Source organism: Streptomyces muensis (genome assembly GCF_021474425.1).
Classification (GTDB): domain Bacteria; phylum Actinomycetota; class Actinomycetes; order Streptomycetales; family Streptomycetaceae; genus Streptomyces; species Streptomyces muensis.
On sequence record NZ_JAKEIP010000116.1, the window covers coordinates 1 to 25,893 of the forward strand.

Below are 25,893 nucleotides of genomic sequence, written 5' to 3' on the forward strand. Positions count from 1 at the left end.
CCCCAACCCACGCGCCAGCGACGGCACATACCCCACCCACCCCCGCAGTTCCCTCAATTGGCCCGCGTGGCTCGCGGAGCCCAGGGCCCTGACCCACGATGAAGGCTCAGGGCCGAAACCCGCGTTCGCGCTGGTGGACACGGACGGCCGCCGCTTGCTCCCGCGAAGGAAGGGTCTGCCGGATGACCACTTCGCCCTACACATCCCAGTCGGCGTTCGACGGCTCCAGGATGCGAGTCCTTCTGCTGGTCGACCTCCACGAAGGCGCCGAGCAACAGTTCCTGGACGCGTACGAGCAGATGCGCGACCGCGTCGCGTCCGTCCCCGGCCACCTCGGTGACCAACTGTGCCAGTCCCTGGAGAACCCGTCCCAGTGGCTCATCACGAGCGAATGGGCCACCGCCCCGCCGTACCACGCCTGGGTCAACAGCGACGAGCACATCGACACGGTCCGGCCCCTGACCCGCTGCGCCCGCGAGATCCGCTCGCTGCGCTACGGCATCGTCCGTGAGACCGGAGGCCGATCCGGCGGCGCCCACCCCCGCACCGACGGCCTCCAGAGGGACGTACGCGTCGGCGACGGGGTCATTCGCCACGCCCTGACCTTCACCGTCAAACCCGGCTCGGAGTCCAAGGTCGCCGAGATCCTCGCCGGATACGCCCCACCAGAGGCCCGCGTCGACGACACCACGCGACTGCGCCGCACCACCCTGTTCATGCACGGCAACCGGGTCGTCAGAACCGTGGAGGTCGAGGGCGACCTCACCACGGCGCTGCGCCACGTCTCCCGCCAGCCCGAGATCCGGGCCGTCGAGGAGGCCCTCAACCCCCACCTGGAGCAGCACCGGGATCTCACCGACCCCGAGTCCGCCAGGACCTTCTTCGCCCGCGCCGCCATGCCCCCCGTCCACCATGTGACACGCGGCGGCCCCGAACCGGCCGGCCTCACCCGGCACGCCCTCTACTACCCGGCCAAAGAGGGCTGCGGAATGGCGCTGGCCCGGTTCCTCTCCCGGCAGGACGAGACCGCGGCGGCCGACCCGGCCGGCCCCGTGCACCGCAGCACCGTCTTCCAGCGCGAGGACATCGTCGTCCGCCTCATCGACGTACGCGGTGACCCCGAAGCCGATCCGGTCACGGCGCTCGGCATCCACGGCCCGAGGAAGGCCGCCGTGCTGGCCCGCCTGCTGGACGGCGACGCGCTCGGCGTCGAGGGACCGCTCAGGGGCGACCGCGAGGCCACCCGCCTCCTCACGCACGCCGACATGGCACTGATCACCGACCGCAGGGCAGCGCAGTCCTGACCGCACCGGGAGTCGCACAGGGACCCACGGCCCCAGGGCCCCACGGCCCCAGGGCCACACGGACCCACGATGCGAACCGCGAAGCGAGCCGCAGGCGGACCGCACAGCGACAAGCAGAGCCACACGCACCAGCGCCCCGCACAGACCCGCCAGCGCCCCGCAGAGCGACCCGCACAGGGCCCCACCCCAGCGACCCACACCCCACCGAACGACCTGGAGACAGACCATGGACAAGATGCGCCCGCGCGTCGTGGACCTGAACGAGATCGAGCCCAACCGCAAGCGCGGCGGCGACCTGCGCACCCTGCTCACCCCGGTCACGGTGGGCGCCACGAGCGGCTTCATGGGCCTGGCGATCATCCAGCCCGGCGAACGGATCAGCGAGCACTACCACCCGTACTCCGAGGAGTTCATCTACGTCGTCGAGGGCAGGCTGGAGGTCGACCTCGATGGCGAAACGTTTCCTCTGCGCCCTGACCAGGGCCTCATGATCCCCATCGACATGCGGCACCGCTTCCGCAACGTCGGCGACGAGGAAGCCCGCATGATCTTCCATCTGGGCCCCCTCGCACCGAACCCGAAGCTCGGCCACGTCGACACCGAGGCCCCCGAGATCAGCGACGACGTCCAGGCCTACCCGGTCGTCCAGGGGGAGGGTGCGCAGCCGGAACGCCCAGGGGTGCTGTCATGACCCGGCGGGTGGCGGTCACCGGCATAGGCGTGGTCGCCCCGGGCGGGATCGGGGTGCCGGCGTTCTGGGACCTGCTCTCCAACGGCCGTACGGCGACCCGTGGCATCACCCTGTTCGACCCCGAGGGCCTGCGCTCCCGGATCGCCGCCGAGTGCGACTTCGACCCCCTCGCGCACGGCCTCGACATCGACGTCGTCGAACGCGCCGACCGGTACATACAGTTCGCCCTGGTCGCCGCCCGGGAGGCCGTCGCCGACAGCGGCGTCGACTTCGCGGCCGAGGACCCCTGGCGGGTGGCCGTCTCCCTGGGCAGCGCGGTCGGCGGCACGACCCGGCTCGAACACGACTACGTCCTCGTCAGCGAACGAGGGCAGCGCTGGGACGTCGACCACCGCGCCGCCGAGCCGCAACTGCACCGGGCGTTCTCGCCCAGCACACTGGCCGCGGACGTCGCCGAGCGGTTCGGCGCACAAGGCCCGGTCCAGACCGTCTCCACCGGCTGCACCTCCGGACTCGACGCCGTGGGCTACGCCTTCCACACCATCGAGGAGGGCCGCGCCGACCTCTGCATAGCCGGCGCCTCGGACTCCCCGATCTCCCCGATCACCATGGCCTGCTTCGACGCCATCAAGGCCACCTCGCCCAACAACGACGACCCGGAGCACGCCTCCCGCCCCTTCGACGCCCACCGCGACGGATTCGTCATGGGCGAGGGAGCCGCCGTACTCGTCCTGGAGGAGCTGGAGCACGCCCGCGCGCGCGGCGCGCACGTCTACTGCGAGATCGGCGGCTACGCCACCTACGGCAACGCCTACCACATGACCGGACTGACCTGTGAGGGCCTGGAGATGGCCCGGGCCATCGACGACACGCTCGCTCATGCGCGCGTGGACCCCACGGAGATCGACTACGTCAACGCGCACGGCTCGGGCACCCGCCAGAACGACCGGCACGAGACCGCCGCCGTCAAGAAGTCGCTGGGCGCCCACGCCTACGACACCCCCATGAGCTCGATCAAGTCCATGGTGGGCCACTCGCTCGGCGCGATCGGCGCCATCGAGGTCGTCGCCTGTGTGCTCGCGCTGGCCCGCCAGGTGGTCCCGCCGACGGCGAACTACGAGACCCCGGACCCCGAGTGCGACCTGGACTACGTCCCGCGCACCGCCCGCCCGCGCAGGCTCGACAACGTGCTCTCCGTGGGCAGCGGCTTCGGCGGGTTCCAGTCCGCGGTGCTCCTGACGGGGCCGAGTGGGAGGAGACGAGGATGAGCGGTCATCGCACCCGGCACACCGCGGTCACCGGCCTCGGCGTGGTCGCGCCCAACGGCCTGGACGCGGACACCTACTGGAAGTCCGTCAAGGAGGGCGCGAGCGTCCTGGACCGGATCACCCGGGAGGGCTGCGAGCACCTTCCGCTCCGGGTCGCCGGCGAGGTCCGCGGCTTCGACCCGTCGGCCCTCATCGAGGAGACCTTCCTCGTCCAGACCGACAAGTTCACCCACTTCGCGCTGGCCGCCGCCGACGCCGCCCTCCAGGACGCCGGACTCGGCAGCAGCGCCGCCGACTCGCCGTACTCCGTCGGCGTGGTCACCGCGGCCGGGTCCGGCGGCGGCGAGTTCGGCCAGCGGGAACTGCAGAAGCTGTGGGGACAGGGATCCCGGTTCGTCGGGCCGTACCAGTCCATCGCCTGGTTCTACGCGGCCAGCACCGGCCAGATCTCCATACGCAAGGGCTTCAAGGGCCCCTGCGGGGTGGTGGCCAGCGACGAGGCGGGCGGTCTGGACGCCGTCGCGCACGCCTCCCGGGCCGTGCACCGGGGGACCGACGTGGTCGTGGTCGGGGCCGCCGAGGCGCCGCTCGCCCCCTACTCGGGGGTCTGCCAGCTCGGCTACCCCGAGCTGAGCACCGAGGCGGAACCGGACCGTGCCTACCGCCCCTTCACTCAGGCGGCCTGCGGTTTCGTACCCGCCGAGGGCGGTGCCGTACTGGTCGTGGAGGACCTGGAGCGGGCCCGGCGCCGGGGCGCCTTCGTCCGGGCCACCGTGGCCGGACACGCCGCCACCTTCACCGGCGCCTCGCAGTGGGAGCGCTCGCGGGAGGGGCTCGCGCACGCCATCCGCGGGGCCCTGGACGAGGCCGGCTGCGCACCGGAGGAGATCGACGTGGTCTTCGCCGACGCGATGGGCGTGCCCGAGGCGGACCGCGCGGAGGCGCTCGCCCTCGCCGACGCCCTCGGCCCGCACGGCACCCGGGTGCCGGTGACCGCCCCCAAGACCGGCATCGGGCGGTCGTACTGCGGTGCGCCGCTGCTGGACATCGTGGCCGCGGTGCAGGCCATGGAGCACGGGCAGATACCGCCGACGCCGGGCGTCTACGACATCTGCCACGACATCGACCTGGTGACCGCCAGGCCCCGCCCGGCCGAGCTGCGCACCGCCCTGGTCCTCAGCCGGGGACTCATGGGCTCCAACGCGGCGCTCGTGGTGCGTCGCGGCCCCGGATCCGCCGTCTGAACCGAACAACAAGGAGAACCCCGCATGACCACCGACGTGACCCAAGTGACCGTCGAGGAACTGGCCGCCCTGATGAAGAAGGCGGCCGGCGTGACCGTGGACCCGCAGGAACTTCAGCGCCGGGTGGACACACCCTTCGGGGAGTTCGGACTGGACTCGCTCGGCCTGCTCGGCATCGTGGGCGAGCTGGAGAACCGGCACGGCCGGGCGCTGCCCACCGACGCCGAGCGCTGCAAGAGCCCCCGCGCCTTCCTCGACCTCGTCAACGGCGCCCTCACGACAGGAGCCTGAAGTGGCCGGACACACCGAGAACGAGATCACCATCGCCGCACCCGTCGACCTCGTCTGGGACATGACGAACGACCTGGACCGCTGGCCCCAGCTGTTCAGCGAGTACGCCTCCTGCGAGGTGCTGTCCCGCGAGGGCGACACCGTGACCTTCCGACTGACCATGCACCCGGACGAGAACGGCAAGGTGTGGAGCTGGGTGTCGGAGCGGGTCGCCGACCGCGAGAAGCTCGTCGTGCGCGCCCGCAGGGTCGAGACCGGCCCCTTCGAGTTCATGAACATCGTCTGGGAGTACGAGGAGACCCCGGTCGGCACCCGGATGCACTGGACGCAGGACTTCGCCATGAAGCCCGACGCGCCGGTCGACGACGCCGGGATGACGGAGATCATCAACCGCAACTCGCCGATCCAGATGGAGCTCATCCGCAAGCGTGTGGAGGACGCATGCACCACGCACTGATCGTCGCCCGCATGGCCCCGCAGTCGGCCAAGGACATCGCCGACGTCTTCGCGGCCTCCGACCGCGGCGAACTCCCGCACCTCGTCGGGGTGACCAAGCGCTCCCTGTTCCAGTTCGGCGATGTGTACATGCACTTCATCGAGGCCGAACAGGACCCGGGACCCGCCATCGCCAAGGTGGCCGGACACCCCGAGTTCGTCGACATCAGCAGGCGGCTCGAAGCGTTCGTCAGCCCGTACGACCCGGAGACCTGGCGGAGCCCCAAGGACGCGATGGCGCGCTGTTTCTACCAGTGGGAGAAGCACTGAGCGAACACGGAAAGGCCGCCGCCCACGCTCGGGCGGCGGCCTTCTCGTGCGCCCCGGCTACCGGCCCGCGAGTCCCGGCATCAACCGCAGCGCGTTCTCCCGGTTGATGCCCCGGAGCTGGGCCTCCGAGAGCAAGGGGTCGCTGTCCAGGGCCGGTGTCACGGTGTCGATGAGGACCTGGCCGGGCGTGGGCGGCCAGTCGGTGCCGAAGAGGATGCGGTCGGGGTCCACCGTCGCCAGCAGGGTGGGGGTGGCCGACGGGGACATGGGTCCCGCCGTGTCGAAGTAGAACCGGTGCAGGTGGTCATGGACCCGGCCGGGCTCGATCGGCGGGTCGATGCGCCCGCCGAAGAGGTCGAGCCGGGTGGCCATGTAGGGCAGGAAGCCCCCGCCGTGCGGCAGGATGAAGCTGAGGTTCGGATAGCGGTCCAGGGTGCCGTTGCGGATGAGGTTGATGGCCGCGCGGGTGGTGTCCAGCAGGAAGTCGCACACGAAGGGCGGCATTCCGGGCAGCCCGGCGGCGCCGTCCTTCCCGGGTGGCCCGGCCGGTACGTCCATGGGGTGCGTGCTGATGACCGCGGACCGCTCGTTCAGCTCCCGCAGCAGCCGGTCGTGCGAGGGGTCGCCGAGGAAGACGCCGTTCATGCTGGTGCGCGTGCTCACCCCGATGGCACCCAGCTCGTCGAGGCCGTACCGGACGCTCCACGAGGACAGCTCCAGGTCGTCGAGGAAGACGGGCGTGAAGAACGCGAACCGCGCGGGGTTGGCCGCCACGACGTCGGCCGCCGCCCGCAGGGCGATCCGCGCGCTCTCCTGACGCTCGGCGCGCTCCTGAAGCCGGCCCAGCATCGCGACCGTCATCACCGAGGTGCCGATGCCGGTCTTGTCCATGAGCTCCAGCGCCGCGTCCTGGTCCCAGCGGGTCCACCAGGGCAGCTTCTCGCGGTTGACGACACCTCGTTCCTCCGCCCAGTCCAGCCAGGCCGGGGCGGTGAAGTGGTGATGGACGTCGATGCGTCCGGCAAGGGTCATGGGAGCGTCCTAGTCGTTCCGTAGGGAAGCGGTTCAGTCACGGCAGAGCACGCTCTGCATCACGTTCGTCAGAACACGGTCGGCGTCCGGCATCGCGGCGTCCGCCCGCCAGGCGACGAAACCGTCCGGGCGCACCAGCACGGCACCGTCCTCGGCCGTGCCGTGCAACTCCGCCCAGTCGGCGTCCGTGTCGGGCGCGAGGTCGTGATCGGGGCCGGTGCCCACGAGATACGCCTCGATGGGCACGCCCAGGTTCAGCGAGGCCCGCTCCACCGCCGTCCGCCACTTCTGCCCCCCGGACCCGGCGAGCAGCACGAAGGAACGCTCGTACAGATCCAGCGTGGAGATCCTCATGTCGCCGCGCATGACCCACATGTGGGGCGCGCGGCTGCCCGGCTCACCGCCCAGCTGGAAGGCGTCGGGCACGATCGGCTGCTCCGCGTGGGCACCGACCACGGCGTTGGACGCGTACCGGTAGCACAGGGCGACGGTCATCAGGTCCGCCGGGTCGTTGTTGCGTCCGGCGGCGGGGCTGAAGCCCGGGTGCTGCTCGTCGGCGGCCTGCACGCAGGCGCGCGTGCCGGTCGCGAGGGCGACGGGCCGCCGTTCGAGCTCGTAGCTGTCGAGCAACGACGGGCAGGCCCAGCCGCGCAGCACCGCGGCGAGCTTCCAGGCCAGGTTGTGGGCGTCCTGGATGCCGGTGTTGGAGCCGAACGCCCCGGTGGGCGGCATCTCGTGGGCCGAGTCGCCGGCCAGGAAGACCCGGCCCGCGCCGTAGCTGTCGGCGACCCGCTTCGAGGCGTGCCAGGGCGCCTTGCCGGTGATCTCGACGTCGATGTCCGGCACGCCGACGGCCGCGCGGATGTGGGCCGTGAGCCGCTCGTCGGTGAAGTCCTCCAACTCCTCGCCCCGGTCGGGATACCAGGGCACGTGGATCACCCAGCGCTCCTTGTTGTCCACCGGCAGCAGGGCGCCCTCCCCGTCGGGGTCGGTGACGTAGCAGACGACGAACCGCCGGTCTCCGACGTGGTTCTGAAGGGTCCGGCTGCGGAAGGTCACGCTGACGTTGTGGAACAGTTCCCCCGGCCCCGACTGGCCGATCCCCAGGCGGCCCCGGACGGGGCTGCGCGGACCGTCGGCGGCCACCAGGTACGCGGCGTCCACGGTGTACGTCTCGTCGGTGCCGCGGGGCCTGATCCGGGCCCGTACCCCGTCCGCGTGCTCGACGAACGAGACCAGCTCGGAGTTGAAGCGGATGTCGGCACCCTGCTCGCGCGCGTACTCCAGCAGCACCGGTTCGAGGTCGTTCTGGCTGCACAGACACCAGTCGGAGGAGCTCACCCGGGAGATGTCCATGCCTCCGGAGATGTCCCCGACGATCCAGCGGCGCTGTGTCCCGGTGAGTCTGTCCACCTGGAGGATGCCGTCGTTCCCGGAGAGAACGCGGGCCGCCTCCCGGATGCGTGACTCAAGGCCGGCGGTCCGGTAGATCTCCATGGTGCGCACGTTGTTGCCGCGGCCGCGTGGGTGTGTGGAGGTCGCGGCATGCCGCTCCACGAGCATGTGCTCGATTCCGAGGCGCCCCAGGAAAACCGAAGTGGAAAGACCCACCAGGGATCCGCCCACGATGAGGACTGGTACAGATTCCGCTTCGTGTCCGCTCACGTCGACGATGTTTACCAAGTACGACTGTCACACACACGTGTTCCGGCGACCCGACCCATATGGACCAGCACCGTTTGCGACGCGGTGTCGCCCGGGAAACTGTGGCTCCGACCACGGAAATTCACGCCGACCCGGGGACCAGTCATGACGCAAGCATTCGCATCCGAGGAATCCGAGGCACCGTCACCCGAGGAGGCCGCCGCGGCGGCCTCGAACTGCACCCGGGAGTTCCGGGCCAACCCGCATCCCGTGTACGCCGCGCTCCGGGAGCAGGCGCCGGTCTGCCCGCTGTCCCCGCCGCACGGCGTCGAGACGTACCTCATCACGCGTTATGACGACGCCCGGGCCGCGCTCGCCGACCCGCGGCTGAGCAAGGACATGTACGGCGCCATCGACGCCTACCACCGCATCTTCGGCGACTCGTCGATCGCGCTCGACGACAACATGCTCTTCTCCGACCCTCCGAAGCACACCAGGCTCAGGAGAATCGTCGGCAGCACCTTCACTCCGAAAAGGGTGGAATCGCTGCGGACGCGCGTCCAGCAGATCACCGACGAACTCCTGGACCAGTGCCCGAAGTCTGGGGCGGTGAATCTGCTCCCGGAGTTCTGTTTCCCGCTGCCGCTCCATGTCATCTGTGAACTCCTGGGCGTCCCGGACAACGAACGCAAGCAGGCCCAGGAATGGTCCGCCACCGTCGCACAGACCGGTTTCGGACCTGAGGCGCGAAAGAAACTGGAAATCGCCGAGGGAAACCTCCGCGACTATCTCGTCGAACTGTGCGCGCGCAAGCGGCAGGAACCCGACGGCGGTCTGCTCAGCGCGCTCGTCACGGCCCAGGACCAGGAAGGCGCGCTCACCGACCACGAACTCGTCTCGACGGCGTGGGTGCTGCTCTTCGCCGGTCACAAGTCGACGGCGTACCAGATCGGCAACGCCGTCTACCACCTGCTCAGCCGGCCGCACCAGAAGGCACTGGCGCTGCGGGACGCGAACTCCATGAACGCGGCCATCGAGGAGATCTTCCGGTTCGAGACCTCCGTGGAGAACTCGACCTTCCGGCACGCGAAGGAGGACATCGTGATCCGGGACGTGCTCATCCCCAAGGGCGCGCTCGTCCAGATCTCGATCACCGGCGCCAACCGCGACCCGGAGATGTTCGCCGCTCCCGACGAGATGGACGTCCAGCGCCCGAACGTCCAGGCGACCCACCTCGCCTTCGGCTACGGCCCGCACTACTGCATCGGTGCGCCGCTGGCCCGGCTGGAGATGCAGCTCGCCCTCACCTCGCTCTTCGCCCGGTTCCCGCGCATGACCCTGGCCGTGGCGCCTGAGGAGGCGCGCTGGATGACCGTGCCGTTCCCCGCCTTCCGCGGGCTGGCGGAACTGCCCGTCGTCCTCGACCCGTCCTGACGCGAGGCACCGTGCACCCCATGGAACCCGTGCGCGTCCTGCGGCTGCTCCACGTCCGCGAGGGCCGCGAGAGCGACTTCGTGGAGTCCTACCGGTCCGTGCTGCAACGCGCCGAGCGCTTCCCCGGACACCTCGGCGAGCAGCTGTGCCGCTCCCTGGACGATCCCGCCCGCTGGTTGCTCACCAGCGAGTGGGAGAGCCTGGAGTGCGTCCAGCGGTGGCGGACCGACCCCGGTCACCAGGCCCTGGTCGGGCCGATGAACGCCTGTCTGCACGAGGACCGGTCGACGTCCGTCTTCCGGATCAGGGACCTGGCCGGGACGGTGGCCGGGTAGGGGCGGCCGACCGAAAGGCGAGACAGGGCTGACCGGCATGTGACCGGCCGGTAAGGTCGGTCGCGTGCCGAAGCCGCTCAGTCTTCCCTTCGACCCCATCGCGCGCGCCGACGAACTCTGGAAGCAGCGCTGGGGCAATGTGCCGTCCATGGCCGCCATCACCTCGATCATGCGCGCACAGCAGATCCTGCTGGCCGAGGTGGACTCGGTGGTCAAGCCGTACGGACTGACGTTCGCGCGCTACGAGGCGCTGGTGCTGCTCAACTTCTCCAAGGCCGGCGAGCTGCCGATGTCCAAGATCGGCGAGCGGCTCATGGTGCACCCCACGTCCGTGACGAACACCGTCGACCGGCTGGTCAGATCGGGCCTGGTCGACAAGCGGCCCAACCCCAACGACGGACGCGGAACGCTCGCCTCCATCACCGACAAGGGCCGCGAGGTCGTCGAGGCGGCCACCCGCGACCTGATGGCCATGGACTTCGGGCTCGGGGTGTACGACGCCGAGGAGTGCGCGGAGATCTTCGCGATGCTGCGCCCGCTGCGGGTCGCGGCGCACGACTTCGACGAGAGCTGAAATCTCGTAGGGACGCGACCCGGACCCCGGCCAAGATCTCCCGGAACCGGTGGTTACGCTCGTACGCATGAAGAAGAGCGTCCTGACCCGCTACCGGGTGATGGCCTACGTCACCGCCGTCATGCTGCTCGTGCTGTGCACCTGCATGGTGTTCAAGTACGGCTTCGACAAGGGCGAGGACGTCACCTTCGCCGTCTCCCAGGTCCACGGCTTCCTCTACATCATCTACCTGGTCTTCGCCTTCGACCTCGGCTCCAAGGCCAAGTGGTCCTTCGGCAAGCTGCTGTGGGTGCTGCTCTCCGGGACGATCCCGTTCGCCGCGTTCTTCGTCGAGCGCAAGGTCACCGCCCAGGTCGAACCCCTGGTCAACGGGCCGGCCCCGGCCGTCGCCAACGCCTGACGCGACCGCCGTACCGACGCGTACGGCGGTTCTCCCATCGACATTTACTAGGACGTCCTAGTAAATTCGAGAGTATGGACGCTGACGCCATCGAGGAGGGCCGCCGCCGCTGGCAGGCCCGGTACGACGCCGCACGCAAGCGCGACGCAGATTTCACCACGCTCTCCGGAGACCCCGTGGAGCCGGTGTACGGGCCCCGGCCGGGTGACGAGTACGAGGGCTTCGAGCGGATCGGCTGGCCCGGGGAGTACCCCTACACCCGCGGCCTGTATCCGACCGGCTACCGAGGGCGGACGTGGACCATCCGGCAGTTCGCCGGGTTCGGGAACGCCGAGCAGACCAACGAGCGCTACAAGATGATCCTCCGCAACGGCGGCGGCGGACTCTCGGTCGCCTTCGACATGCCGACGCTCATGGGCCGCGACTCCGACGACCCGCGCTCGCTGGGCGAGGTCGGCCACTGCGGGGTCGCCATCGACTCGGCCGCCGACATGGAGGTCCTGTTCAAGGACATCCCGCTGGGCGACGTGACGACGTCGATGACGATCAGCGGGCCGGCCGTCCCCGTCTTCTGCATGTACCTGGTCGCGGCGGAGCGCCAGGGCGTCGACCCCGGCGTCCTCAACGGCACGCTCCAGACCGACATCTTCAAGGAGTACATCGCCCAGAAGGAGTGGCTCTTCCAGCCCGAGCCGCACCTGCGCCTCATCGGCGACCTCATGGAGTACTGCGCGGCCGGCATCCCCGCCTACAAGCCGCTGTCCGTCTCCGGCTACCACATCCGCGAGGCCGGCTCGACGGCCGCGCAGGAGCTGGCGTACACCCTCGCGGACGGCTTCGGCTACGTCGAGCTGGGCCTCTCCCGCGGCCTCGACGTGGACGTCTTCGCCCCCGGCCTGTCCTTCTTCTTCGACGCGCACGTCGATTTCTTCGAGGAGATCGCCAAGTTCCGCGCCGCCCGCCGCATCTGGGCGCGCTGGATGCGGGACGTGTACGGCGCGCGGACCGACAAGGCGCAGTGGCTGCGCTTCCACACCCAGACCGCCGGCGTCTCGCTGACCGCGCAGCAGCCGTACAACAACGTCGTCCGTACGGCCGTGGAGGCGCTCGCGGCCGTGCTCGGCGGCACGAACTCGCTGCACACCAACGCCCTGGACGAGACCCTCGCGCTGCCCTCCGAGCAGGCCGCCGAGATCGCCCTGCGCACCCAGCAGGTCCTCATGGAGGAGACCGGTGTGGCCAACGTGGCCGACCCGCTGGGCGGTGCCTGGTACGTCGAGCAGCTCACGGACCGGATCGAGGCCGACGCCGAGAAGATCTTCGAGCAGATAAAGGAGCGAGGCCTCAGGGCCCACCCGGACGGGCAGCACCCGATCGGGCCGATCACCTCCGGCATCCTGCGCGGGATCGAGGACGGCTGGTTCACCGGGGAGATCGCCGAGTCGGCGTTCCGCTACCAGCAGTCCCTGGAGAAGGGCGACAAGCGGGTCGTCGGCGTCAACGCCCACACCGGTTCCGTCACCGGCGACCTGGAGATCCTGCGGGTGAGCCACGAGGTGGAGCGCGAGCAGGTACGGGTGCTCGCGGACCGTCGGACGGCCCGGGACGAGTCGGCGGTGCGGACCGCCCTCGACGCCATGCTGACGGCCGCCCGCGGCGGCGCCAACATGATCGAGCCGATGCTGGACGCGGTACGGGCCGAGGCGACCCTCGGTGAGATCTGCGGGGTCCTGCGGGACGAGTGGGGGGTGTACACGGAGCCGGCGGGCTTCTGAGGCAGGCACCCTGCTGTCGCCCGGCGGCCGGCTCAGGGATCGACAGCCACCGGGAGCGCGGCCGCCCCCCGCAGACCCAGCAGCAGGACCTGGGTGAAGCCGCGCACCCAGTCCTCGTCGGCCGGGCGGCCGCTCACCAGGGTGCGGTGCACCACCGCGCCGGCGACGACGTCGAAGATGAGGTCGACGGTGCGGGCCGCGTCGTCGGGGTCGGACTCGGGAGGCAGTTCGCCGCGTGTCTGGGCGCGGGTCCGGCCCTGAAGGACGAGGCGTTTCTGGCGTTCGACGATCGACTCGCGGATGCGCTCCCTGAGCGCCTCGTCCCTGGTCGACTCCGCCACCACCGCCATCAGGCCGCTTCTGGCCTCGGGGCGGTCCAGGATCACCGCGAACTGCAGGACCACGCCCTCGATGTCGGCGGCCAGGGAGCCCCGGTCGGGGAGCTCCAGTTCGTCGAAGAGCTCCGCCACCGCGTCGACCACCAGCTCGTTCTTGCCGGGCCAGCGTCGATAGATGGTCGTTTTCGCAACCCCCGCGCGTGCGGCGACGTCTCCCAGGGTGAGCTTGGACCAGCCGAGTTCGACCAGCGCCTCCCGCGTCGCCGCCAGGATCGCCGTGGCCGCGGCCGCGCTGCGCGGGCGGCCGGGGCGGGTGGCGGGGGTGCGGCTCTGCATCCTCCGACCATATCCCCGGGATATCCGGGGATTCTGTGTGGTCGTGAGGGAGATCACCGGTGGGTGGTGTTCCGGAGGCACTCGATGCCATTACGCTACGACTCGTAGCGAAAGCGACGACCACTGACGTGGGGTGGGGACCCGGCGTCGACATCATGGCCGGGCGAGCCCGGTCCGTACACCGCTTTTCACACCGCTTTTCACAGTGCGCGCCGGACGGGGGAGGATAGACGCATGCAGCCACGGAACATGTCCATGAGCGGAGTCGTCGACCTCGCCGCGGTGAAGGCGGCCCAGGAGGCCAAGGCGAAGGCGGAGCAGGCGCGTGCCGAGGCCGCCCGGCAGGGCGGCGGAGGGGCCGTGTCGCCCGCCGACCTCGTCATCGACGTCGATGAGGCGGGGTTCGAGCGGGAGGTCCTGCAGCGGTCCGCCGAGGTGCCCGTCGTCATCGACTTCTGGGCCGAGTGGTGCCAGCCCTGCAAGCAGCTGAGCCCGGTGCTCGAGCGGCTCGCCGTCGAGTACAACGGCCGGTTCCTCCTCGCGAAGATCGACGTCGACGCCAACCAGATGCTGATGCAGCAGTTCGGCGTGCAGGGGATTCCCGCCGTGTTCGCCGTCGTCGCCGGGCAGGCGCTGCCGCTCTTCCAGGGGGCGGCCGGTGAGGCGCAGATCCGCGAGACGCTGGACCAGCTCGTCACCGTAGCCGAGCAGCGGTTCGGTCTGACCGGCCTGACCGTCGACCCGGACGCCGAGCCCGGCGGTGCCGCCCAGACCGCTCCCGCCGAGCCGGTCGGCCCGTACGACGCGTTGCTGGAGGCCGCCGTGCAGGCCCTGGACGCGGGGGACTTGGCCGGCGCGGTCCAGGCGTACAAGAACGTACTGAGCGAGGACCCGGCCAACATGGAGGCCAAACTCGGGCTCGCGCAGGCCGAGTTGCTCCAGCGCGTGCAGGGCGTCGACCCGCAGCAGGTGCGCAAGGACGCGGCCGACAAGCCCGCCGACGTGGCCGCGCAGATCGCCGCCGCCGACCTGGATCTGGTGGGCGGCCATGTCGAGGACGCCTTCGGGCGGCTCATCGACACGGTGGGGCGCACGGTGGGTGACGACCGGGACGCCGTACGGCTTCGGCTGCTGGAGCTGTTCGAGGTCGTGGGCGGCGAGGACCCGCGGGTCGCCGCGGCGCGCCGGGCGTTGGCGCGTGCGCTGTTCTGACCGGGTTCGCGGGCGGGGCGGGGACCCCGTTCTGACCAGTCACTAAACGCATCGGCGCGTGTTGCCCGAGTGAAGGATTTGCTGACAGAGCATCAATGCGGCCGCGCTTTACCAAATCTTGGTAATCGCGGCCGCAGTTACTGCGGGTAAGTCAGAGGCGTCGTTCTGTCGGAATCTGTCCGGTGATTACTGGACTTGTCCGGTCGCTGGACAACACCCTGTGTCGCTGTCCGAGACCGGCGGGTCGTTGTTCGGTTATCCGGCCGTTACTACCGAGTAACGAAGCCCCTTGTGCGGGCGGCGAGAATGCACCACGATCGGCCACGCTCGGTCCATTTCCGTACCCCGACAGCCGGTCGGGTCACGGGAGTTCCTGGGTCCCCACCGAGCAGAGTCGGCGGCAGTGGCGCCGGCTCTTGGACAGGGGGGTCTTCGCCCACCCGGCGAAGCCTGTCCAGCAAGGTTGTGCGTGATGCGTGTCAGGCGCGACCAGTGGTTGTCGCTCGGGGGTGATCGCCGGTGATTCGGGCGCGGTTCGCGCCGCCGAGTGCAGGCGCTCTCCTTCCCGAGGACGTAGCACTTCTCCCATCCCTGCCCGGCCGAGCCGTCGACTTCGGAAGTTCGGTCGAGGCCAGGAGATGTACGTCCGAGAAGGAGGAAATATGGAGTCCCAGGTGCGTGGCGGGACCAGATGGAAGCGGTTCGCTGTGGTCATGGTGCCCAGCGTCGCCGCTACGGCTGCGATAGGTGTCGCCCTCGCGCAGGGCGCTCTCGCCGCGTCGTTCAGTGTCTCCGGCCAGTCGTTCAAGGTCACGACGGACAAGCTCGTCGGTACGGGTTTCTCGCAGTACGGCGCTCTTGACGAGGGCTACACGCTCTCCGGCAAGAAGACGGTTCACCCCGTCGCCGTCTCGGGCTTCAAGTCCGCGACGATCAACAGCCTGTGCCAGTCCGTGGTCACTCCCGACGTCCCGATCCTCGGGAGCGTCAGCCTGATCCTGCGGGCGGGCGAGGACCCGAACAAGCCGGTCGAGGCCAAGAACCTGTACATCGACGTGGCCGACCTCGAGGCCGACGCCACGTTCGAGAACATCGACATCGGTGTGGCCGCCAAGGACGCCAACAAGGGTCCGGGCATGAAGGGCGGCGGCGAGCAGGCCAACCCCTTCGGCTTCGCCCAGCAGGCCGACAAGGCCACGCTGGTCGGCGTGAAGCAGACGGCGTGGGCGACCACCGCCGGAACCTTCAAGCTCAGCGGTCTGAAGATGTCGCTGTCGACGGGTGTCAAGGAGTGCTACTAAGCACTCACTGACGGGCGGGGGAGCCGATGGCGCCCCCGCCCGTCCACTCTCCGCCCGCTTTCTTCACAAGTGGTCACAGGCACCACAACTCACCACCACCGCACCACCATCACAGCAACGCTGTACCAGGGAGCTGTTTTCGATGAGCGCCGAGACTCCTGCCGCGCCCGGCCGTGACGAGCACTACCTCCGGGTCTTTCGGCGGAACTTCCGCGCCTGGCGGGGTACGAGGCCGTTCTGGGCCGGTCTGTTCGTCATGTTCGGCGGACTCCCGATCGCCTACTTCCCGTACGCGAACCTTCAGATCGGCCATCTGACGCTGGCGATGCAGACCGCGGGGGGCTCCAGCTCCCTGATCATCGGTGTGCTGCTCGTCGTCCTGGGCTTCACTCTGTGGTTCCAGAAGCACGTCCGCACCTTCGCGGGCGTAGCGGCGATCCTGCTGGCGCTCGTCTCCATCCCGCTGTCCAACCTCGGTGGCTTCCTGATCGGCTTCCTCTTCGCCCTCATCGGCGGGGCGATGGCCGTGTCGTGGGTCCCGGGCACGCCGCCCGACGCGGAGACGGTGGAGCAGGACGGGACCGGAGCGGGTGGCGCTCCTGAGGGCCTGGACCCCGACACCACGGTCCTGGCGCCCGTTCAGGACACGGACGAGTGGGGCAAGTCGAACGATCTGTCAGGAACGAGCCCGGCGAACGGGGCGAACGGGAGGCACAGTGCCGGCTGACGAGGTGACCCACGGGACTGAGGTGGACAAGTCCCGTGTGAGAACCGGGCCGCGACACGCGGCACCCAAAAAGCCGCTGTTCACCAGGTTCCACATGCCGGCCGGCAAGGCGATAGCCCTGGCGGCGATGCCCACCGCGGTCCTCATGGGAATGGGGTTCACACCGACGCTCGCCCAGGCCGACAGCGACAACGCCACCAAGCCGACGTCCAACAGCCTCACGGCGGACGAGTACAAGGAGTGCGTGGCGGCGCTGGAGGACGACGCGTCGCCGTCCCCGAGCGCGAGCGAGTCCACGGACGATGACACGCCCGAGCCGGCCCCGTCGGCGTCCGCGGGCGAGGACTCCTCCGACTCCTCGGGTTCGTCGGACTCGTCGGGCACCGGCGGTTCCTCGGACTCAGCGGGCGAGGACTCCTCGTCGGATTCAGGTTCCGACGACGCGGCCGAGCCCGAGCCGACGCCTTCCCCGAGCAAGTCGAGCGAGGCCCAGTCCGGCGACACGGCCACGCCGTCCCCCTCGCCGTCCGAGAGCGGCGGCAACCTGCTGGAGAACATCGGCGACGCCATCAAGGACGTCTTCACGGGCGGCGGCACGTCCGAGGAGTCCGCGAGCCCGACGCCGACGCCCTCCGCGAGCGCGAGCGAGGAGGCGTCCGACGGCTCCTCCGACTCCGGCACGGACACCTCCAAGGACTCCGACCCGGTCAAGGAGACCGCCGAGAAGGCCACCGACACGGTGAAGGACACCGTCGAGGGCGCCACCGGCAAGGCCACCGACACGGTGCGGGACGCCACCGAGGCGGCCAAGGAAGCGGCCGACGAGGCCACCGCCACGCCGAGCCCCTCCGCGAGCGCCGACGCGGTCCCGGAGAACTGCCCGGTCGCCACGGACGAGGAGGGCGGCGTCGACAACCCCGTGCCGCTGCCCGACGACCCGTGGTACCTGAACGCCAGCTCGCTGCTGCTCAAGGGCGCCGACTACCAGGGCATCGTGGAGGTGAAGACGGCCAACGGCACCAAGAAGAAGGTGCTCAAGTACGTCATCTCCGACGGCACCGACATCGGCGACCTGCACCAGACGGTGAAGGACAAGCAGTCCGGCAAGACCTACCACGTGCAGGCGGCCGCGGGCTCGACGTCCACGATCCGCGACGGCAAGACGGTGATGTACACCGAGAGCATCTCCGGCAACCTGCTCGGCCTGATCCCGGTCACCTTCGACCCGGAGCACCCGCCGCCGCTGAACATCCCGCTGATCTACTTCACCAAGGTGAAGGTCACCCAGGCCGGCCAGTTCGGCGGCACCCTGCACGTCCCCGGCCTGCACAACTTCACCACCGACTGAGCCGGGCGTCCCCCAGCAGACGCCCCCACAGGCCCGTTCGGGAGCCGCACAACACCGTGGCCCGGTCCTCCTCGCCGGAGGGCCGGGCCACAGTGGGTACGCCACCCGTGGGCCGGAGGAGAGACGTTGAGAACCCAGCTGAAAGTCACCCGCGACGGCGACGCGTTCATCGCCCGGCTCGCGCCCTCCCAGGCGGCGGCGATGTACGAGGCGCTGAGCTTTCTGGCCGATCGTGACTACGGTGACGCGGAGCTGCACCTGCTGGTCGGCGCGGGCCGCGAGGCGGTGGACGCCCTTGTGGAACGGCTGATCGGGCGGCACACGGAGTCACGCGACTTCCGCCTCACCATCGAGGAACTCCACATGGTGCACAGCGCGTTGACCGCCGTGCCCACCATGTTCCTCGTGCGCGGCGGCGTCTTCGCGGAAGAGCCGTTCAACATCCGCCTGGGCTTCTACCGGGAGAACTTCGACGTCCTGGCGTCTGCGGTCCGCCGCGCTGTCGCCGAGGCGTGACACCGCTGAGGGCGCCCCCTGCGACAGGGGGCGCCCTCAGTGCCGTACGAGGCCCTCGTGGGCCCTTCTCCGGGTCAGTCCCGGGCGCCGCCGCCGAGGTGGTGGACGCGGACCATGTTGGTGGTGCCGGGGACGCCGGGAGGCGAGCCGGCGGTGATGACCACGATGTCGCCCTCGTTGAACAGCCCGAGCTTGACGATCTCCTGGTCCACCAGGTCGACCATCTCGTCGGTGCTGTTGACGAACGGGACCACGTGCGGCTCGACGCCCCAGCTGAGGGTCATCTGGTTGCGGGTGGACTCGTCCGTGGTGAAGGCGATGATCTGCTGGGCGGCGCGATAGCGGCTCAGGCGGCGGGCGGTGTCGCCGGACTGGGTGAAGGCGACCAGGCCCTTGCCGCCGAGGAAGTCGGCGATCTCGCAGGCCGCGCGGGCCACCGAACCGCCCTGCGTGCGGGGCTTCTTGCCGGGGACGAGCGGCTGGAGGCCCTTGCTCAGCAGCTCCTGCTCGGCCGCCGTGACGATCTTCGACATCGTCCGGACGGTCTCGATCGGGTACGCGCCGACCGAGGACTCCGCGGACAGCATGACCGCGTCCGCGCCGTCCAGGATCGCGTTGGCCACGTCGGAGGCCTCGGCGCGGGTCGGGCGGGAGTTGGTGATCATCGACTCCATCATCTGGGTCGCCACGATCACTGGCTTGGCGTTGCGGCGGCACAGCTCGATGAGCCGCTTCTGCACCATCGGGACCTTCTCGAGCGGGTACTCGACGGCCAGGTCGCCACGCGCGACCATCACACCGTCGAACGCCATCACGACGTCCTCCATGTTGGCGACCGCCTGCGGCTTCTCCACCTTGGCGATGACCGGCACGCGGCGGCCGACCTCGTCCATGACCTTGTGCACGTCCTGCACGTCGTTGGCGTCCCGCACGAAGGACAGCGCGACCAGGTCGCAGCCCATGCGCAGCGCGAAGCGGAGGTCCTCGACGTCCTTCTCGCTCAGCGCCGGCACGTTCACCGCCGCGCCGGGCAGGTTGATGCCCTTGTGGTCGGAGACGACACCGCCCTCGATGACGATCGTCTTCACCCGGGGACCGTCGACCTCGGTGACCTTCAGCTCGACGTTGCCGTCGTTGATGAGGACCTGGTCGCCCTTGGCGACATCGCCCGGCAGGCCCTTGTAGGTGGTCCCGCAGATCTGCTTGTCACCCGGGACGTCCTCGGTCGTGATGACGAACTCGTCACCGCGCTCCAGCTCCACCGGGCCCTCGGCGAAGGTCTCCAGCCGGATCTTGGGGCCCTGGAGGTCGGCGAGCACACCGATGGCCCGGCCGGTCTCCGCGGCGGCGGCGCGCAGGCGCTCGTACCGCCCCTGGTGGTCTTCGTGCGTTCCGTGGCTGAAGTTGAAGCGGGCCACATTCATGCCCGCCTCGATCAGCGAGACAAGCTGCTCATGGGAGTCGACCGCGGGGCCGAGAGTACAGACGATTTTCGAACGGCGCATGGGACGATCCTATCGGTTTGTTTCGCCGCGGAATATTCCGTCTGGCGGAAGATACAAATGAGCTTCGTATTGCTCAGCCGTGTTACTCGGCCGTCGCTTCAACGGTTGTTCTCCCCTACCAGTGCGTAGGTCTGCCTCGCGATCTCCAGTTCTTCATCCGTCGGCACCACCGCGACCGCCACCCGCGCGCCCGCCGGCGAGATCAGCCGCGGCCCGTCGGCGCGTACGGCGTTCAGCTCGGCGTCCACCGCGAGGCCCAGCTGTTCCAGGCCCGCGACGGCGGCTTCCCGCACCGGCGCCGCGTTCTCGCCGACCCCGGCCGTGAACGCGATGGCGTCCACCCTGCCCAGCACCGCGTAATACGCGCCGATGTACTTCTTCAGCCGGTGAATGTAGATGTCGAAGGCCAATTGCGCCCGCTCGTCACCCTCGTCGATCCGACGGCGGATCTCCCGCATGTCGTTGTCGCCGCACAGGCCGATCAATCCGCTCTTCTTGTTGAGAAGAGTGTCGATTTCCGCGATGGACATTCCGCCAACACGCGCCAAATGGAAGATGACGGCGGGATCGGTGTCACCGGAGCGCGTACCCATCACGAGCCCCTCCAAAGGCGTCAGCCCCATGGAAGTGTCCACGCAACGACCGCCTCGTACGGCGGACGCGGACGCCCCGTTGCCGAGGTGCAGCACGATCACGTTCACGTCCTCCGGCGCCCTGCCCAGCAGCTCGGCGGTGGCCCGGGAGACGTACGCGTGCGAGGTGCCGTGGAAGCCGTAGCGGCGGATCCGGTGGGCGTCGGCGGTCTCGATGTCGATGGCGTACCGGGCCGCCGACTCCGGCATCGTGGTGTGGAACGCGGTGTCGAATACGGCGACCTGCGGCAGGTCCGGGCGCAGCGCCTGCGCCGTGCGGATGCCGGTGAGGTTGGCCGGGTTGTGCAGCGGGGCCACCGGGATCAGCCGCTCGATCTCGGCGAGTACGGCGTCGTCGACGACGGTCGGCTCGGTGAACCGCTGCCCGCCGTGCACCACCCGGTGCCCGATCGCGGCCAGCTCGGGCGAGTCGAGGCCGAGCCCGTCCTTGGCGAGCTCCGCCGACACGGCCTTCAGGGCGGCGTCGTGGTCGGCGACGGGCGCGGTCCACTCGCGGGTCTCGCCGCCGGCCGCCAGCGGGGTGTGCCGCAGCCGGGAGGTCTCCTCGCCGATGCGCTCGACGAGGCCCATGGCCAGCCGGCCGCCGCCGCCCATGTCGAGCAGCTGGTACTTCACCGACGAGGAGCCGGAGTTGAGGACGAGGACGCGGGACGGACTCACTGGGCGGTGGCCTTCTCGTGGAGGGACGGGGCGGGGGACTGGGCCTGGATCGCCGTGATGGCGACGGTGTTGACGATGTCCTGGACGAGCGCGCCCCGGGACAGGTCGTTGACCGGCTTGCGCAGACCCTGGAGCACCGGGCCGACGGCGATGGCGCCGGCCGAGCGCTGCACGGCCTTGTAGGTGTTGTTGCCGGTGTTGAGGTCCGGGAAGATCAGCACACTGGCCTGACCGGCCACGTCCGACTCCGGCAGCTTGGTCGCCGCGACCGACGGCTCCACGGCCGCGTCGTACTGGATCGGACCCTCGATCTTCAGGTCCGGCCGCCGCTCGCGCACCAGCTCGGTCGCCTCGCGCACCTTGTCGACGTCGGCGCCCGAACCGGACGTACCCGTCGAGTACGACAGCATGGCGATCCGCGGCTCCACACCGAACTGCTCGGCGGTCGCCGCCGACTGGATGGCGATGTCGGCCAGCTGCACGGCGTTCGGGTCGGGGTTCACGGCGCAGTCGCCGTAGACGAGGACCTTGTCGGCGAGGCACATGAAGAAGACGGACGAGACGATGTCGGCGTCCGGCTTGGTCTTGATGATCTCGAAGGCGGGCCGGATCGTCGCGGCCGTCGAGTGGACCGACCCCGACACCATGCCGTCCGCCAGACCCTCCTGCACCATCAGGGTCCCGAAGTAGTTCACATCGCTGACGACGTCGTACGCCAGCTCCACCGTGACCCCCCTGTGGGCGCGCAGCTGGGCGTACTTCTCGGCGAAGGCGTCGCGCAGTTCGCTGGTCGCCGGGTCGATCAGCCGGCAGTCGCCGAGGTCGATACCGAGGTCGGCGGCCTGCTTGCGGATCCGGTCGACCGGGCCGAGGAGCGTGAGGTCGCAGACATTGCGGCGCAGCAGCACCTCGGCGGCGTGCAGCACGCGCGGCTCGGTGCCCTCGGGCAGCACGATGCGGCGCATGTTCGAGCGGGCCCGCTCCAGCAGCTTGTGCTCGAACATCATCGGCGTGACCCGGTCGCTGCTCGGCGCCGAGAGCCGCTTCAGCAGGTCACCGGTGTCGACGTACCGCTCGAACAGACCGAGCGCGGTCTCCGCCTTGCGCGGGGTGGCCGCGCTCAACTTCCCCTCCAGGGAGAAGAGCTGCTCGGCGGTGGGGAAGCTGTAGCCCGGCACCGAGAGCACCGGGGTGCCCGGGGCGAGCCGGGCGGCGAGGGTGAGGATCTCGTCGCCGGGGCGCTCGTCCAGGGTGAGCAGCACACCGGCGATCGGCGGGGTGCCGGCGCTGTGCGCGGCCAGCGAGCCGACGACCAGGTCGGCGCGGTCGCCCGGGGTGACGACCAGGCAGCCCGGGGTCAGCGCGGTCAGGAAGTTCGGCAGCATCGCGCCGCCGAAGACGAAGCCCAGGGCGTCGCGCGCCAGCCCCGAGTCGTCGCCGAGCAGGACCTTCGCGTTCAGGGACTGGGCGATCTGCGAGACGGTCGGCGCGGCCAGCGCCGGCTCGTCCGGGACGACGTGACAGGGCACGGGCAGCCGCGACCCGAGCCGCTGGGCGATCTCGTCCCGGTCGTCCCGGGCGACCCGGTTGGTGACCATGGCGAGCACGTCGCAGCCCAGGTTCTCGTACGCCCGGTAGGCGTTGCGCGTCTCGGCGAGCACCGACTCCGCGGTCTGCCCCCGCCCGCCCACGACGGGTATGACGCTCGCGCCGAACTCGTTGGCGAGCCGGGCGTTGAGGGACAGCTCGTCCGGGAGCTGGGTGTCGGCGAAGTCGGTGCCGAGGACGAGCACGAACTCGTAGTCGCGGGCGACGGCGTGGAACCGGTCGACCAGCGTGGACACCAGCTCGTCCGTGCCGCGCTCGGCCTGGAGGGCGGACGCCTCGTGGTAGTCCATGCCGTAGACCGTCGCCGGGTCCTGGGAGAGGCGATAACGCGAGCGCAGCAGCTCGAACAGGCGGTCGGGAACGTGGTGGACGAGCGGCCGGAACACCCCCACCCGGTCGACCTGCCGGGTCAGGAGCTCCATGACCCCCAGTTCGACGACCTGGCGGCCGTCGCCGCGGTCGATACCGGTCACGTACACGCTGCGCGTCACGCGTGCTCTCCGTTTCGTCTGTCGTCCGTCGTTCTCGTCGGTCGTCGGTCGTCGGTCGTCGGTGTTCGTCTCGGGTGTCCCCGTGGGCGTCGCAAAATCGCCCAGTGGGGTGAGCGAAACCCTCTTGACAATACCCTTGGCGGTGGATAAGGCGCCCGTCAGTACGGGAGCGGCACGGTCCTCACGGACGTGAAACAATCGGACTTGAAACAATCGGACTGGCTCACCGGTATCAACAGCGAGCAGGAGACACAGCACGATGCGCATCGGAGTTCTCACCGCAGGCGGCGACTGCCCCGGCCTGAACGCCGTGATCCGGTCGGTCGTGCACCGAGCGGTCGCGCAGTACGGCGACGAGGTGATCGGCTTCGAGGACGGGTACGCGGGCCTGCTGGACGGCCACTACCGCAGCCTCGACCTGGAGGCCGTCAGCGGCATCCTGGCCCGCGGCGGCACCATCCTGGGCTCGTCCCGCCTGGAGCGTGACCGGCTGCGCGAGGCCTGCGAGAGCGCCATCGACATCGCCCGTGACTTCGGCATCGACGCGCTGATCCCGATCGGCGGCGAGGGCACGCTGACGGCGGCCCGCATGCTGTCCGACGCCGGTCTGCCGGTGGTCGGCGTACCGAAGACCATCGACAACGACATCTCCTCGACGGACCGCACCTTCGGCTTCGACACGGCCGTCGGCGTCGCCACCGAGGCCATGGACCGCCTGAAGACCACCGCCGAATCCCACCAGCGCGTGATGGTCGTGGAGGTCATGGGCCGGCACGCCGGCTGGATCGCCCTGGAGTCCGGCATGGCGGCCGGCGCCCACGGCATCTGTCTGCCCGAGCGCCCCTTCGACCCGGCCGACCTGGTCAAGATGGTCGAGGAGCGCTTCGCGCGCGGCAAGAAGTTCGCCGTGATCTGCGTCGCCGAGGGCGCCCACCCCGCCGACGGCACCATGGACTACGGCAAGGGCGCGATCGACCAGTACGGCCACGAGCGCTTCCAGGGCATCGGCACGGCCCTCGCCTTCGAGCTGGAGCGCCGCCTCGGCAAGGAGGCCAAGCCGGTCATCCTCGGCCACGTCCAGCGCGGCGGCGTACCCACCGCGTACGACCGCGTCCTCGCCACCCGCTTCGGCTGGCACGCGGTGGAGGCCGCGCACCGGGGCGACTTCGGCAGGATGACCGCGCTGCGCGGGACCGACATCGTGATGGTGCCGCTGGCGGAGGCGGTGACCGAGCTCAAGACGGTGCCGAAGGACCGGATGGACGAGGCGGAGTCGGTGTTCTAGCCGCCGACCGTCGCCCAGAAGCGTTCCACGATCCGGTCCAGGAACTCGCGGCCGGCCGCGCTGGACTCACTGCCGCCGCCGCCCCAGCTGAGCGTGGCGGTCATCTGCCCCTGGTAGTTCTGGTGCAGCTCCTGGAGGGCGTCCTCCAGCACGCGCCGGTCCAGGGGCACCATCTTGCCGACCGGGCGGACGTACGCCTGCCAGCGCGTCGTCACCGCACTGCGCAGCAGCTCGGCGAGGGCCGTGTCGCGGCCGGTGACGGTGACGAGGTCCGGGAGCGTCAGGCCGAGGACGTCGGCGAGGGCGGCGGACTGGCGGTCGGTGCCCTGCCAGTCGTCGTTCTCCTCCATGCGCAGATACGCGGGGAGTTCGTGCCCCACGGTCCGCGCCACGTCCTCGGGCGCGAGGCCACGGGCGATGCGGTGTTCGCGCAGTGTGCGCGGCTTGCCGAGCAGCTCACTGGGCGAGCACCACAGCACACCGGCGAGGGCGGTGAGTTCGTTGTTGTCCGGGGAGGCGATCTCCCGTTCCCAGGCGATGACGAGGTCGTGGGTGACGTAGGGCAGTCCGTACGAGGCGCGCATCCCGTAGGCGACGTGCTCGGGCCCCATGTTGAGGGCGGCGCGGAGTCTGCGGGCGGCGGGGGCGTTGAACGGGGGAATGGGTGGAGTTCGGCGGCTGGAGCGGCGGGGCTGGTTCGGTTGGGCTTGGGGTCGGCGCACGGCCCACAACGTAGGCCGGGCCGAGTGGCGTGACTACAGTCTGTTCGGCCAGGATTACGGATTGTATGAAGCTACGGCTACTCGCGGGTTCGTTGACGGGCGAGATCGTTTGCGGGGCCGGCGGGGTTCCGGTGCTGCGGGTGTGCGAACAGCGTCGGGGCGTGGTCGGCGGCGGGTGACGGTCGGCGACGGTCGGTGAACGGCAAGGTCAGGGGGCATATTCGCGAGCGCTTTCTGTAGTCGATCTCCTTGCGGCTCGGGGTGACGGATCCGAGAGGCGCGGAGCGAGGTCGACGGCGTGGGCGGGCGTCGAATATGTGTACGTCAACGAGGGTGGGCCGGCGAGTCGGACACGAGGGGGTGGCGTGCGGCTCGATCCCGACGGTCCGGCCGGTACGGCCCCGCCCCACCGCGCGCGATCACCCCTTCACCGC

The 25,893-nt window shown here is 70.0% G+C and carries 25 protein-coding genes; 18 read left to right on the forward strand and 7 right to left on the reverse strand.

The genetic code is table 11. From position 1 onward, the window contains the following. Positions 1 to 182 precede the first annotated feature (182 nt). The 7 genes from L0P92_RS25015 to L0P92_RS25045 all read left to right on the forward strand — a co-directional run bounded on the left by L0P92_RS25015 (position 183) and on the right by L0P92_RS25045 (position 5,563). On the forward strand, positions 183 to 1,304 hold the full coding sequence (locus L0P92_RS25015; RefSeq protein WP_234765238.1) for a SchA/CurD-like domain-containing protein: 1,122 nt from the start codon (positions 183 to 185) through the stop codon (positions 1,302 to 1,304). Positions 1,305 to 1,530: 226 nt separating this feature from the next. Further along, entirely contained in the window at positions 1,531 to 1,995 is a 465-nt protein-coding gene (locus L0P92_RS25020) for a cupin domain-containing protein (protein ID WP_234765239.1), read from the forward strand. Further along, the gene (locus L0P92_RS25025; RefSeq protein WP_234765240.1) at positions 1,992 to 3,263 is read left to right on the forward strand and encodes a beta-ketoacyl-[acyl-carrier-protein] synthase family protein; all 1,272 of its coding nucleotides are present in this window, start codon (positions 1,992 to 1,994) and stop codon (positions 3,261 to 3,263) included. Before L0P92_RS25020 ends, L0P92_RS25025 begins: the two co-directional genes overlap by 4 nt. Next, positions 3,260 to 4,507 (forward strand): ketosynthase chain-length factor, encoded by a 1,248-nt coding sequence (locus L0P92_RS25030; RefSeq protein ID WP_234765241.1) that lies wholly within the window; start codon positions 3,260 to 3,262, stop codon positions 4,505 to 4,507. Before L0P92_RS25025 ends, L0P92_RS25030 begins: the two co-directional genes overlap by 4 nt. Positions 4,508 to 4,531: 24 nt before the next feature. Next, positions 4,532 to 4,798: an acyl carrier protein gene (locus tag L0P92_RS25035; RefSeq protein ID WP_234765242.1), complete on the forward strand. Its 267-nt coding sequence runs from the start codon at positions 4,532 to 4,534 to the stop codon at positions 4,796 to 4,798. A gap of 1 nt (position 4,799) precedes the next feature. Further along, entirely contained in the window at positions 4,800 to 5,255 is a 456-nt protein-coding gene (locus tag L0P92_RS25040; protein WP_234765243.1) for an SRPBCC family protein, read from the forward strand. Beyond that, positions 5,240 to 5,563: a TcmI family type II polyketide cyclase gene (locus L0P92_RS25045; protein ID WP_234765244.1), complete on the forward strand. Its 324-nt coding sequence runs from the start codon at positions 5,240 to 5,242 to the stop codon at positions 5,561 to 5,563. Before L0P92_RS25040 ends, L0P92_RS25045 begins: the two co-directional genes overlap by 16 nt. A gap of 57 nt (positions 5,564 to 5,620) precedes the next feature. On the opposite strand, the gene L0P92_RS25050 is transcribed toward L0P92_RS25045, so the two are convergent. Together L0P92_RS25050 and L0P92_RS25055 are read right to left on the reverse strand one after the other, a co-directional pair. Continuing rightward, positions 5,621 to 6,595 (reverse strand): amidohydrolase family protein, encoded by a 975-nt coding sequence (locus L0P92_RS25050; RefSeq protein WP_234765245.1) that lies wholly within the window; start codon positions 6,593 to 6,595, stop codon positions 5,621 to 5,623. A 33-nt stretch (positions 6,596 to 6,628) separates the two neighbouring features. Beyond that, positions 6,629 to 8,260, reverse strand: a complete 1,632-nt coding sequence (locus L0P92_RS25055; RefSeq protein WP_308289757.1) for an FAD-dependent oxidoreductase — start codon at positions 8,258 to 8,260, stop codon at positions 6,629 to 6,631. A 144-nt stretch (positions 8,261 to 8,404) separates the two neighbouring features. On the opposite strand from L0P92_RS25055, the gene L0P92_RS25060 reads away from it, so the two are divergent. The 5 genes from L0P92_RS25060 to icmA all read left to right on the forward strand — a co-directional run bounded on the left by L0P92_RS25060 (position 8,405) and on the right by icmA (position 12,757). Continuing rightward, positions 8,405 to 9,673, forward strand: a complete 1,269-nt coding sequence (locus L0P92_RS25060; protein WP_234765247.1) for a cytochrome P450 family protein — start codon at positions 8,405 to 8,407, stop codon at positions 9,671 to 9,673. A 20-nt stretch (positions 9,674 to 9,693) separates the two neighbouring features. Then, positions 9,694 to 10,008 carry an antibiotic biosynthesis monooxygenase family protein gene (locus L0P92_RS25065; RefSeq protein ID WP_234765248.1) on the forward strand — a complete coding sequence of 105 codons (315 nt, stop codon included), beginning with the start codon at positions 9,694 to 9,696 and terminating at the stop codon, positions 10,006 to 10,008. 64 nt (positions 10,009 to 10,072) lie between these two features. Beyond that, complete coding sequence (locus L0P92_RS25070) at positions 10,073 to 10,582, forward strand: MarR family winged helix-turn-helix transcriptional regulator (protein ID WP_234765249.1); 510 nt, start codon at positions 10,073 to 10,075, stop codon at positions 10,580 to 10,582. 67 nt (positions 10,583 to 10,649) lie between these two features. Then, a complete protein-coding gene (locus tag L0P92_RS25075) occupies positions 10,650 to 10,982 on the forward strand; it encodes a DUF3817 domain-containing protein (protein WP_234765250.1) in 333 nt (110 codons plus the stop codon). A gap of 74 nt (positions 10,983 to 11,056) precedes the next feature. After that, entirely contained in the window at positions 11,057 to 12,757 is a 1,701-nt protein-coding gene (gene icmA / locus L0P92_RS25080; RefSeq protein WP_234765251.1) for a coenzyme B12-dependent isobutyryl-CoA mutase large subunit, read from the forward strand. Positions 12,758 to 12,789: 32 nt separating this feature from the next. On the opposite strand, the gene L0P92_RS25085 is transcribed toward icmA, so the two are convergent. Beyond that, positions 12,790 to 13,431 carry a TetR/AcrR family transcriptional regulator gene (locus L0P92_RS25085; RefSeq protein WP_234765252.1) on the reverse strand — a complete coding sequence of 214 codons (642 nt, stop codon included), beginning with the start codon at positions 13,429 to 13,431 and terminating at the stop codon, positions 12,790 to 12,792. A gap of 234 nt (positions 13,432 to 13,665) precedes the next feature. Between L0P92_RS25085 and L0P92_RS25090 the strand changes: the two genes are divergently transcribed. The 5 genes from L0P92_RS25090 (at position 13,666) to L0P92_RS25110 (ending at position 18,535) form a co-directional block, all read left to right on the forward strand. Next, positions 13,666 to 14,643 carry a tetratricopeptide repeat protein gene (locus L0P92_RS25090; protein ID WP_234765253.1) on the forward strand — a complete coding sequence of 326 codons (978 nt, stop codon included), beginning with the start codon at positions 13,666 to 13,668 and terminating at the stop codon, positions 14,641 to 14,643. A 662-nt stretch (positions 14,644 to 15,305) separates the two neighbouring features. Beyond that, the gene (locus L0P92_RS25095) at positions 15,306 to 15,944 is read left to right on the forward strand and encodes a DUF6230 family protein (protein WP_234765254.1); all 639 of its coding nucleotides are present in this window, start codon (positions 15,306 to 15,308) and stop codon (positions 15,942 to 15,944) included. A 142-nt stretch (positions 15,945 to 16,086) separates the two neighbouring features. Next, positions 16,087 to 16,671: a DUF6114 domain-containing protein gene (locus L0P92_RS25100; RefSeq protein ID WP_234765255.1), complete on the forward strand. Its 585-nt coding sequence runs from the start codon at positions 16,087 to 16,089 to the stop codon at positions 16,669 to 16,671. Continuing rightward, complete coding sequence (locus tag L0P92_RS25105) at positions 16,661 to 18,019, forward strand: hypothetical protein (RefSeq protein WP_234765256.1); 1,359 nt, start codon at positions 16,661 to 16,663, stop codon at positions 18,017 to 18,019. The genes L0P92_RS25100 and L0P92_RS25105 overlap by 11 nt, the downstream gene beginning before the upstream one ends. A 126-nt stretch (positions 18,020 to 18,145) precedes the next feature. Then, complete coding sequence (locus tag L0P92_RS25110) at positions 18,146 to 18,535, forward strand: hypothetical protein (RefSeq protein ID WP_234765257.1); 390 nt, start codon at positions 18,146 to 18,148, stop codon at positions 18,533 to 18,535. Positions 18,536 to 18,609: 74 nt separating this feature from the next. Here L0P92_RS25110 and pyk read toward each other — a convergent pair whose 3' ends face one another. The 3 genes from pyk to pta form a co-directional block, all read right to left on the reverse strand. Beyond that, positions 18,610 to 20,040, reverse strand: a complete 1,431-nt coding sequence (gene pyk, locus L0P92_RS25115; RefSeq protein ID WP_234765258.1) for a pyruvate kinase — start codon at positions 20,038 to 20,040, stop codon at positions 18,610 to 18,612. A gap of 98 nt (positions 20,041 to 20,138) precedes the next feature. Next, positions 20,139 to 21,353, reverse strand: coding sequence for an acetate kinase (locus tag L0P92_RS25120; RefSeq protein WP_234765259.1), 1,215 nt, complete (start codon positions 21,351 to 21,353; stop codon positions 20,139 to 20,141). Then, a complete protein-coding gene (gene pta, locus L0P92_RS25125) occupies positions 21,350 to 23,452 on the reverse strand; it encodes a phosphate acetyltransferase (RefSeq protein WP_234765260.1) in 2,103 nt (700 codons plus the stop codon). The genes L0P92_RS25120 and pta overlap by 4 nt, the downstream gene beginning before the upstream one ends. Positions 23,453 to 23,711: 259 nt before the next feature. Here pta and L0P92_RS25130 point away from each other — a divergent pair, with 259 nt between their 5' ends. Next, a complete protein-coding gene (locus L0P92_RS25130) occupies positions 23,712 to 24,737 on the forward strand; it encodes an ATP-dependent 6-phosphofructokinase (protein WP_234765261.1) in 1,026 nt (341 codons plus the stop codon). On the opposite strand, the gene L0P92_RS25135 is transcribed toward L0P92_RS25130, so the two are convergent. Beyond that, complete coding sequence (locus tag L0P92_RS25135; protein WP_372497328.1) at positions 24,734 to 25,468, reverse strand: helix-turn-helix domain-containing protein; 735 nt, start codon at positions 25,466 to 25,468, stop codon at positions 24,734 to 24,736. The two genes, L0P92_RS25130 and L0P92_RS25135, sit on opposite strands and share 4 nt — an antisense overlap. Between the last annotated feature and the right edge of the window lie 425 nt (positions 25,469 to 25,893).

What these genes read in the sequence shown, in the direction of transcription:
- pyk (WP_234765258.1), bottom strand. Translation starts at nt 20,040, where the DNA reads ATGCGCCGTTCGAAAATCGTCTGTACTCTCGGCCCCGCGGTCGACTCC.
- L0P92_RS25020 (WP_234765239.1), top strand. Translation starts at nt 1,531, where the DNA reads ATGGACAAGATGCGCCCGCGCGTCGTGGACCTGAACGAGATCGAGCCC.
- L0P92_RS25085 (WP_234765252.1), bottom strand. Translation starts at nt 13,431, where the DNA reads ATGCAGAGCCGCACCCCCGCCACCCGCCCCGGCCGCCCGCGCAGCGCG.
- L0P92_RS25065 (WP_234765248.1), top strand. Translation starts at nt 9,694, where the DNA reads ATGGAACCCGTGCGCGTCCTGCGGCTGCTCCACGTCCGCGAGGGCCGC.
- L0P92_RS25015 (WP_234765238.1), top strand. Translation starts at nt 183, where the DNA reads ATGACCACTTCGCCCTACACATCCCAGTCGGCGTTCGACGGCTCCAGG.
- L0P92_RS25050 (WP_234765245.1), bottom strand. Translation starts at nt 6,595, where the DNA reads ATGACCCTTGCCGGACGCATCGACGTCCATCACCACTTCACCGCCCCG.
- L0P92_RS25030 (WP_234765241.1), top strand. Translation starts at nt 3,260, where the DNA reads ATGAGCGGTCATCGCACCCGGCACACCGCGGTCACCGGCCTCGGCGTG.
- L0P92_RS25100 (WP_234765255.1), top strand. Translation starts at nt 16,087, where the DNA reads ATGAGCGCCGAGACTCCTGCCGCGCCCGGCCGTGACGAGCACTACCTC.
- L0P92_RS25130 (WP_234765261.1), top strand. Translation starts at nt 23,712, where the DNA reads ATGCGCATCGGAGTTCTCACCGCAGGCGGCGACTGCCCCGGCCTGAAC.
- L0P92_RS25060 (WP_234765247.1), top strand. Translation starts at nt 8,405, where the DNA reads ATGACGCAAGCATTCGCATCCGAGGAATCCGAGGCACCGTCACCCGAG.
- L0P92_RS25045 (WP_234765244.1), top strand. Translation starts at nt 5,240, where the DNA reads ATGCACCACGCACTGATCGTCGCCCGCATGGCCCCGCAGTCGGCCAAG.
- L0P92_RS25035 (WP_234765242.1), top strand. Translation starts at nt 4,532, where the DNA reads ATGACCACCGACGTGACCCAAGTGACCGTCGAGGAACTGGCCGCCCTG.
- L0P92_RS25095 (WP_234765254.1), top strand. Translation starts at nt 15,306, where the DNA reads ATGGAGTCCCAGGTGCGTGGCGGGACCAGATGGAAGCGGTTCGCTGTG.
- L0P92_RS25075 (WP_234765250.1), top strand. Translation starts at nt 10,650, where the DNA reads ATGAAGAAGAGCGTCCTGACCCGCTACCGGGTGATGGCCTACGTCACC.
- icmA (WP_234765251.1), top strand. Translation starts at nt 11,057, where the DNA reads ATGGACGCTGACGCCATCGAGGAGGGCCGCCGCCGCTGGCAGGCCCGG.
- L0P92_RS25090 (WP_234765253.1), top strand. Translation starts at nt 13,666, where the DNA reads ATGCAGCCACGGAACATGTCCATGAGCGGAGTCGTCGACCTCGCCGCG.
- L0P92_RS25025 (WP_234765240.1), top strand. Translation starts at nt 1,992, where the DNA reads ATGACCCGGCGGGTGGCGGTCACCGGCATAGGCGTGGTCGCCCCGGGC.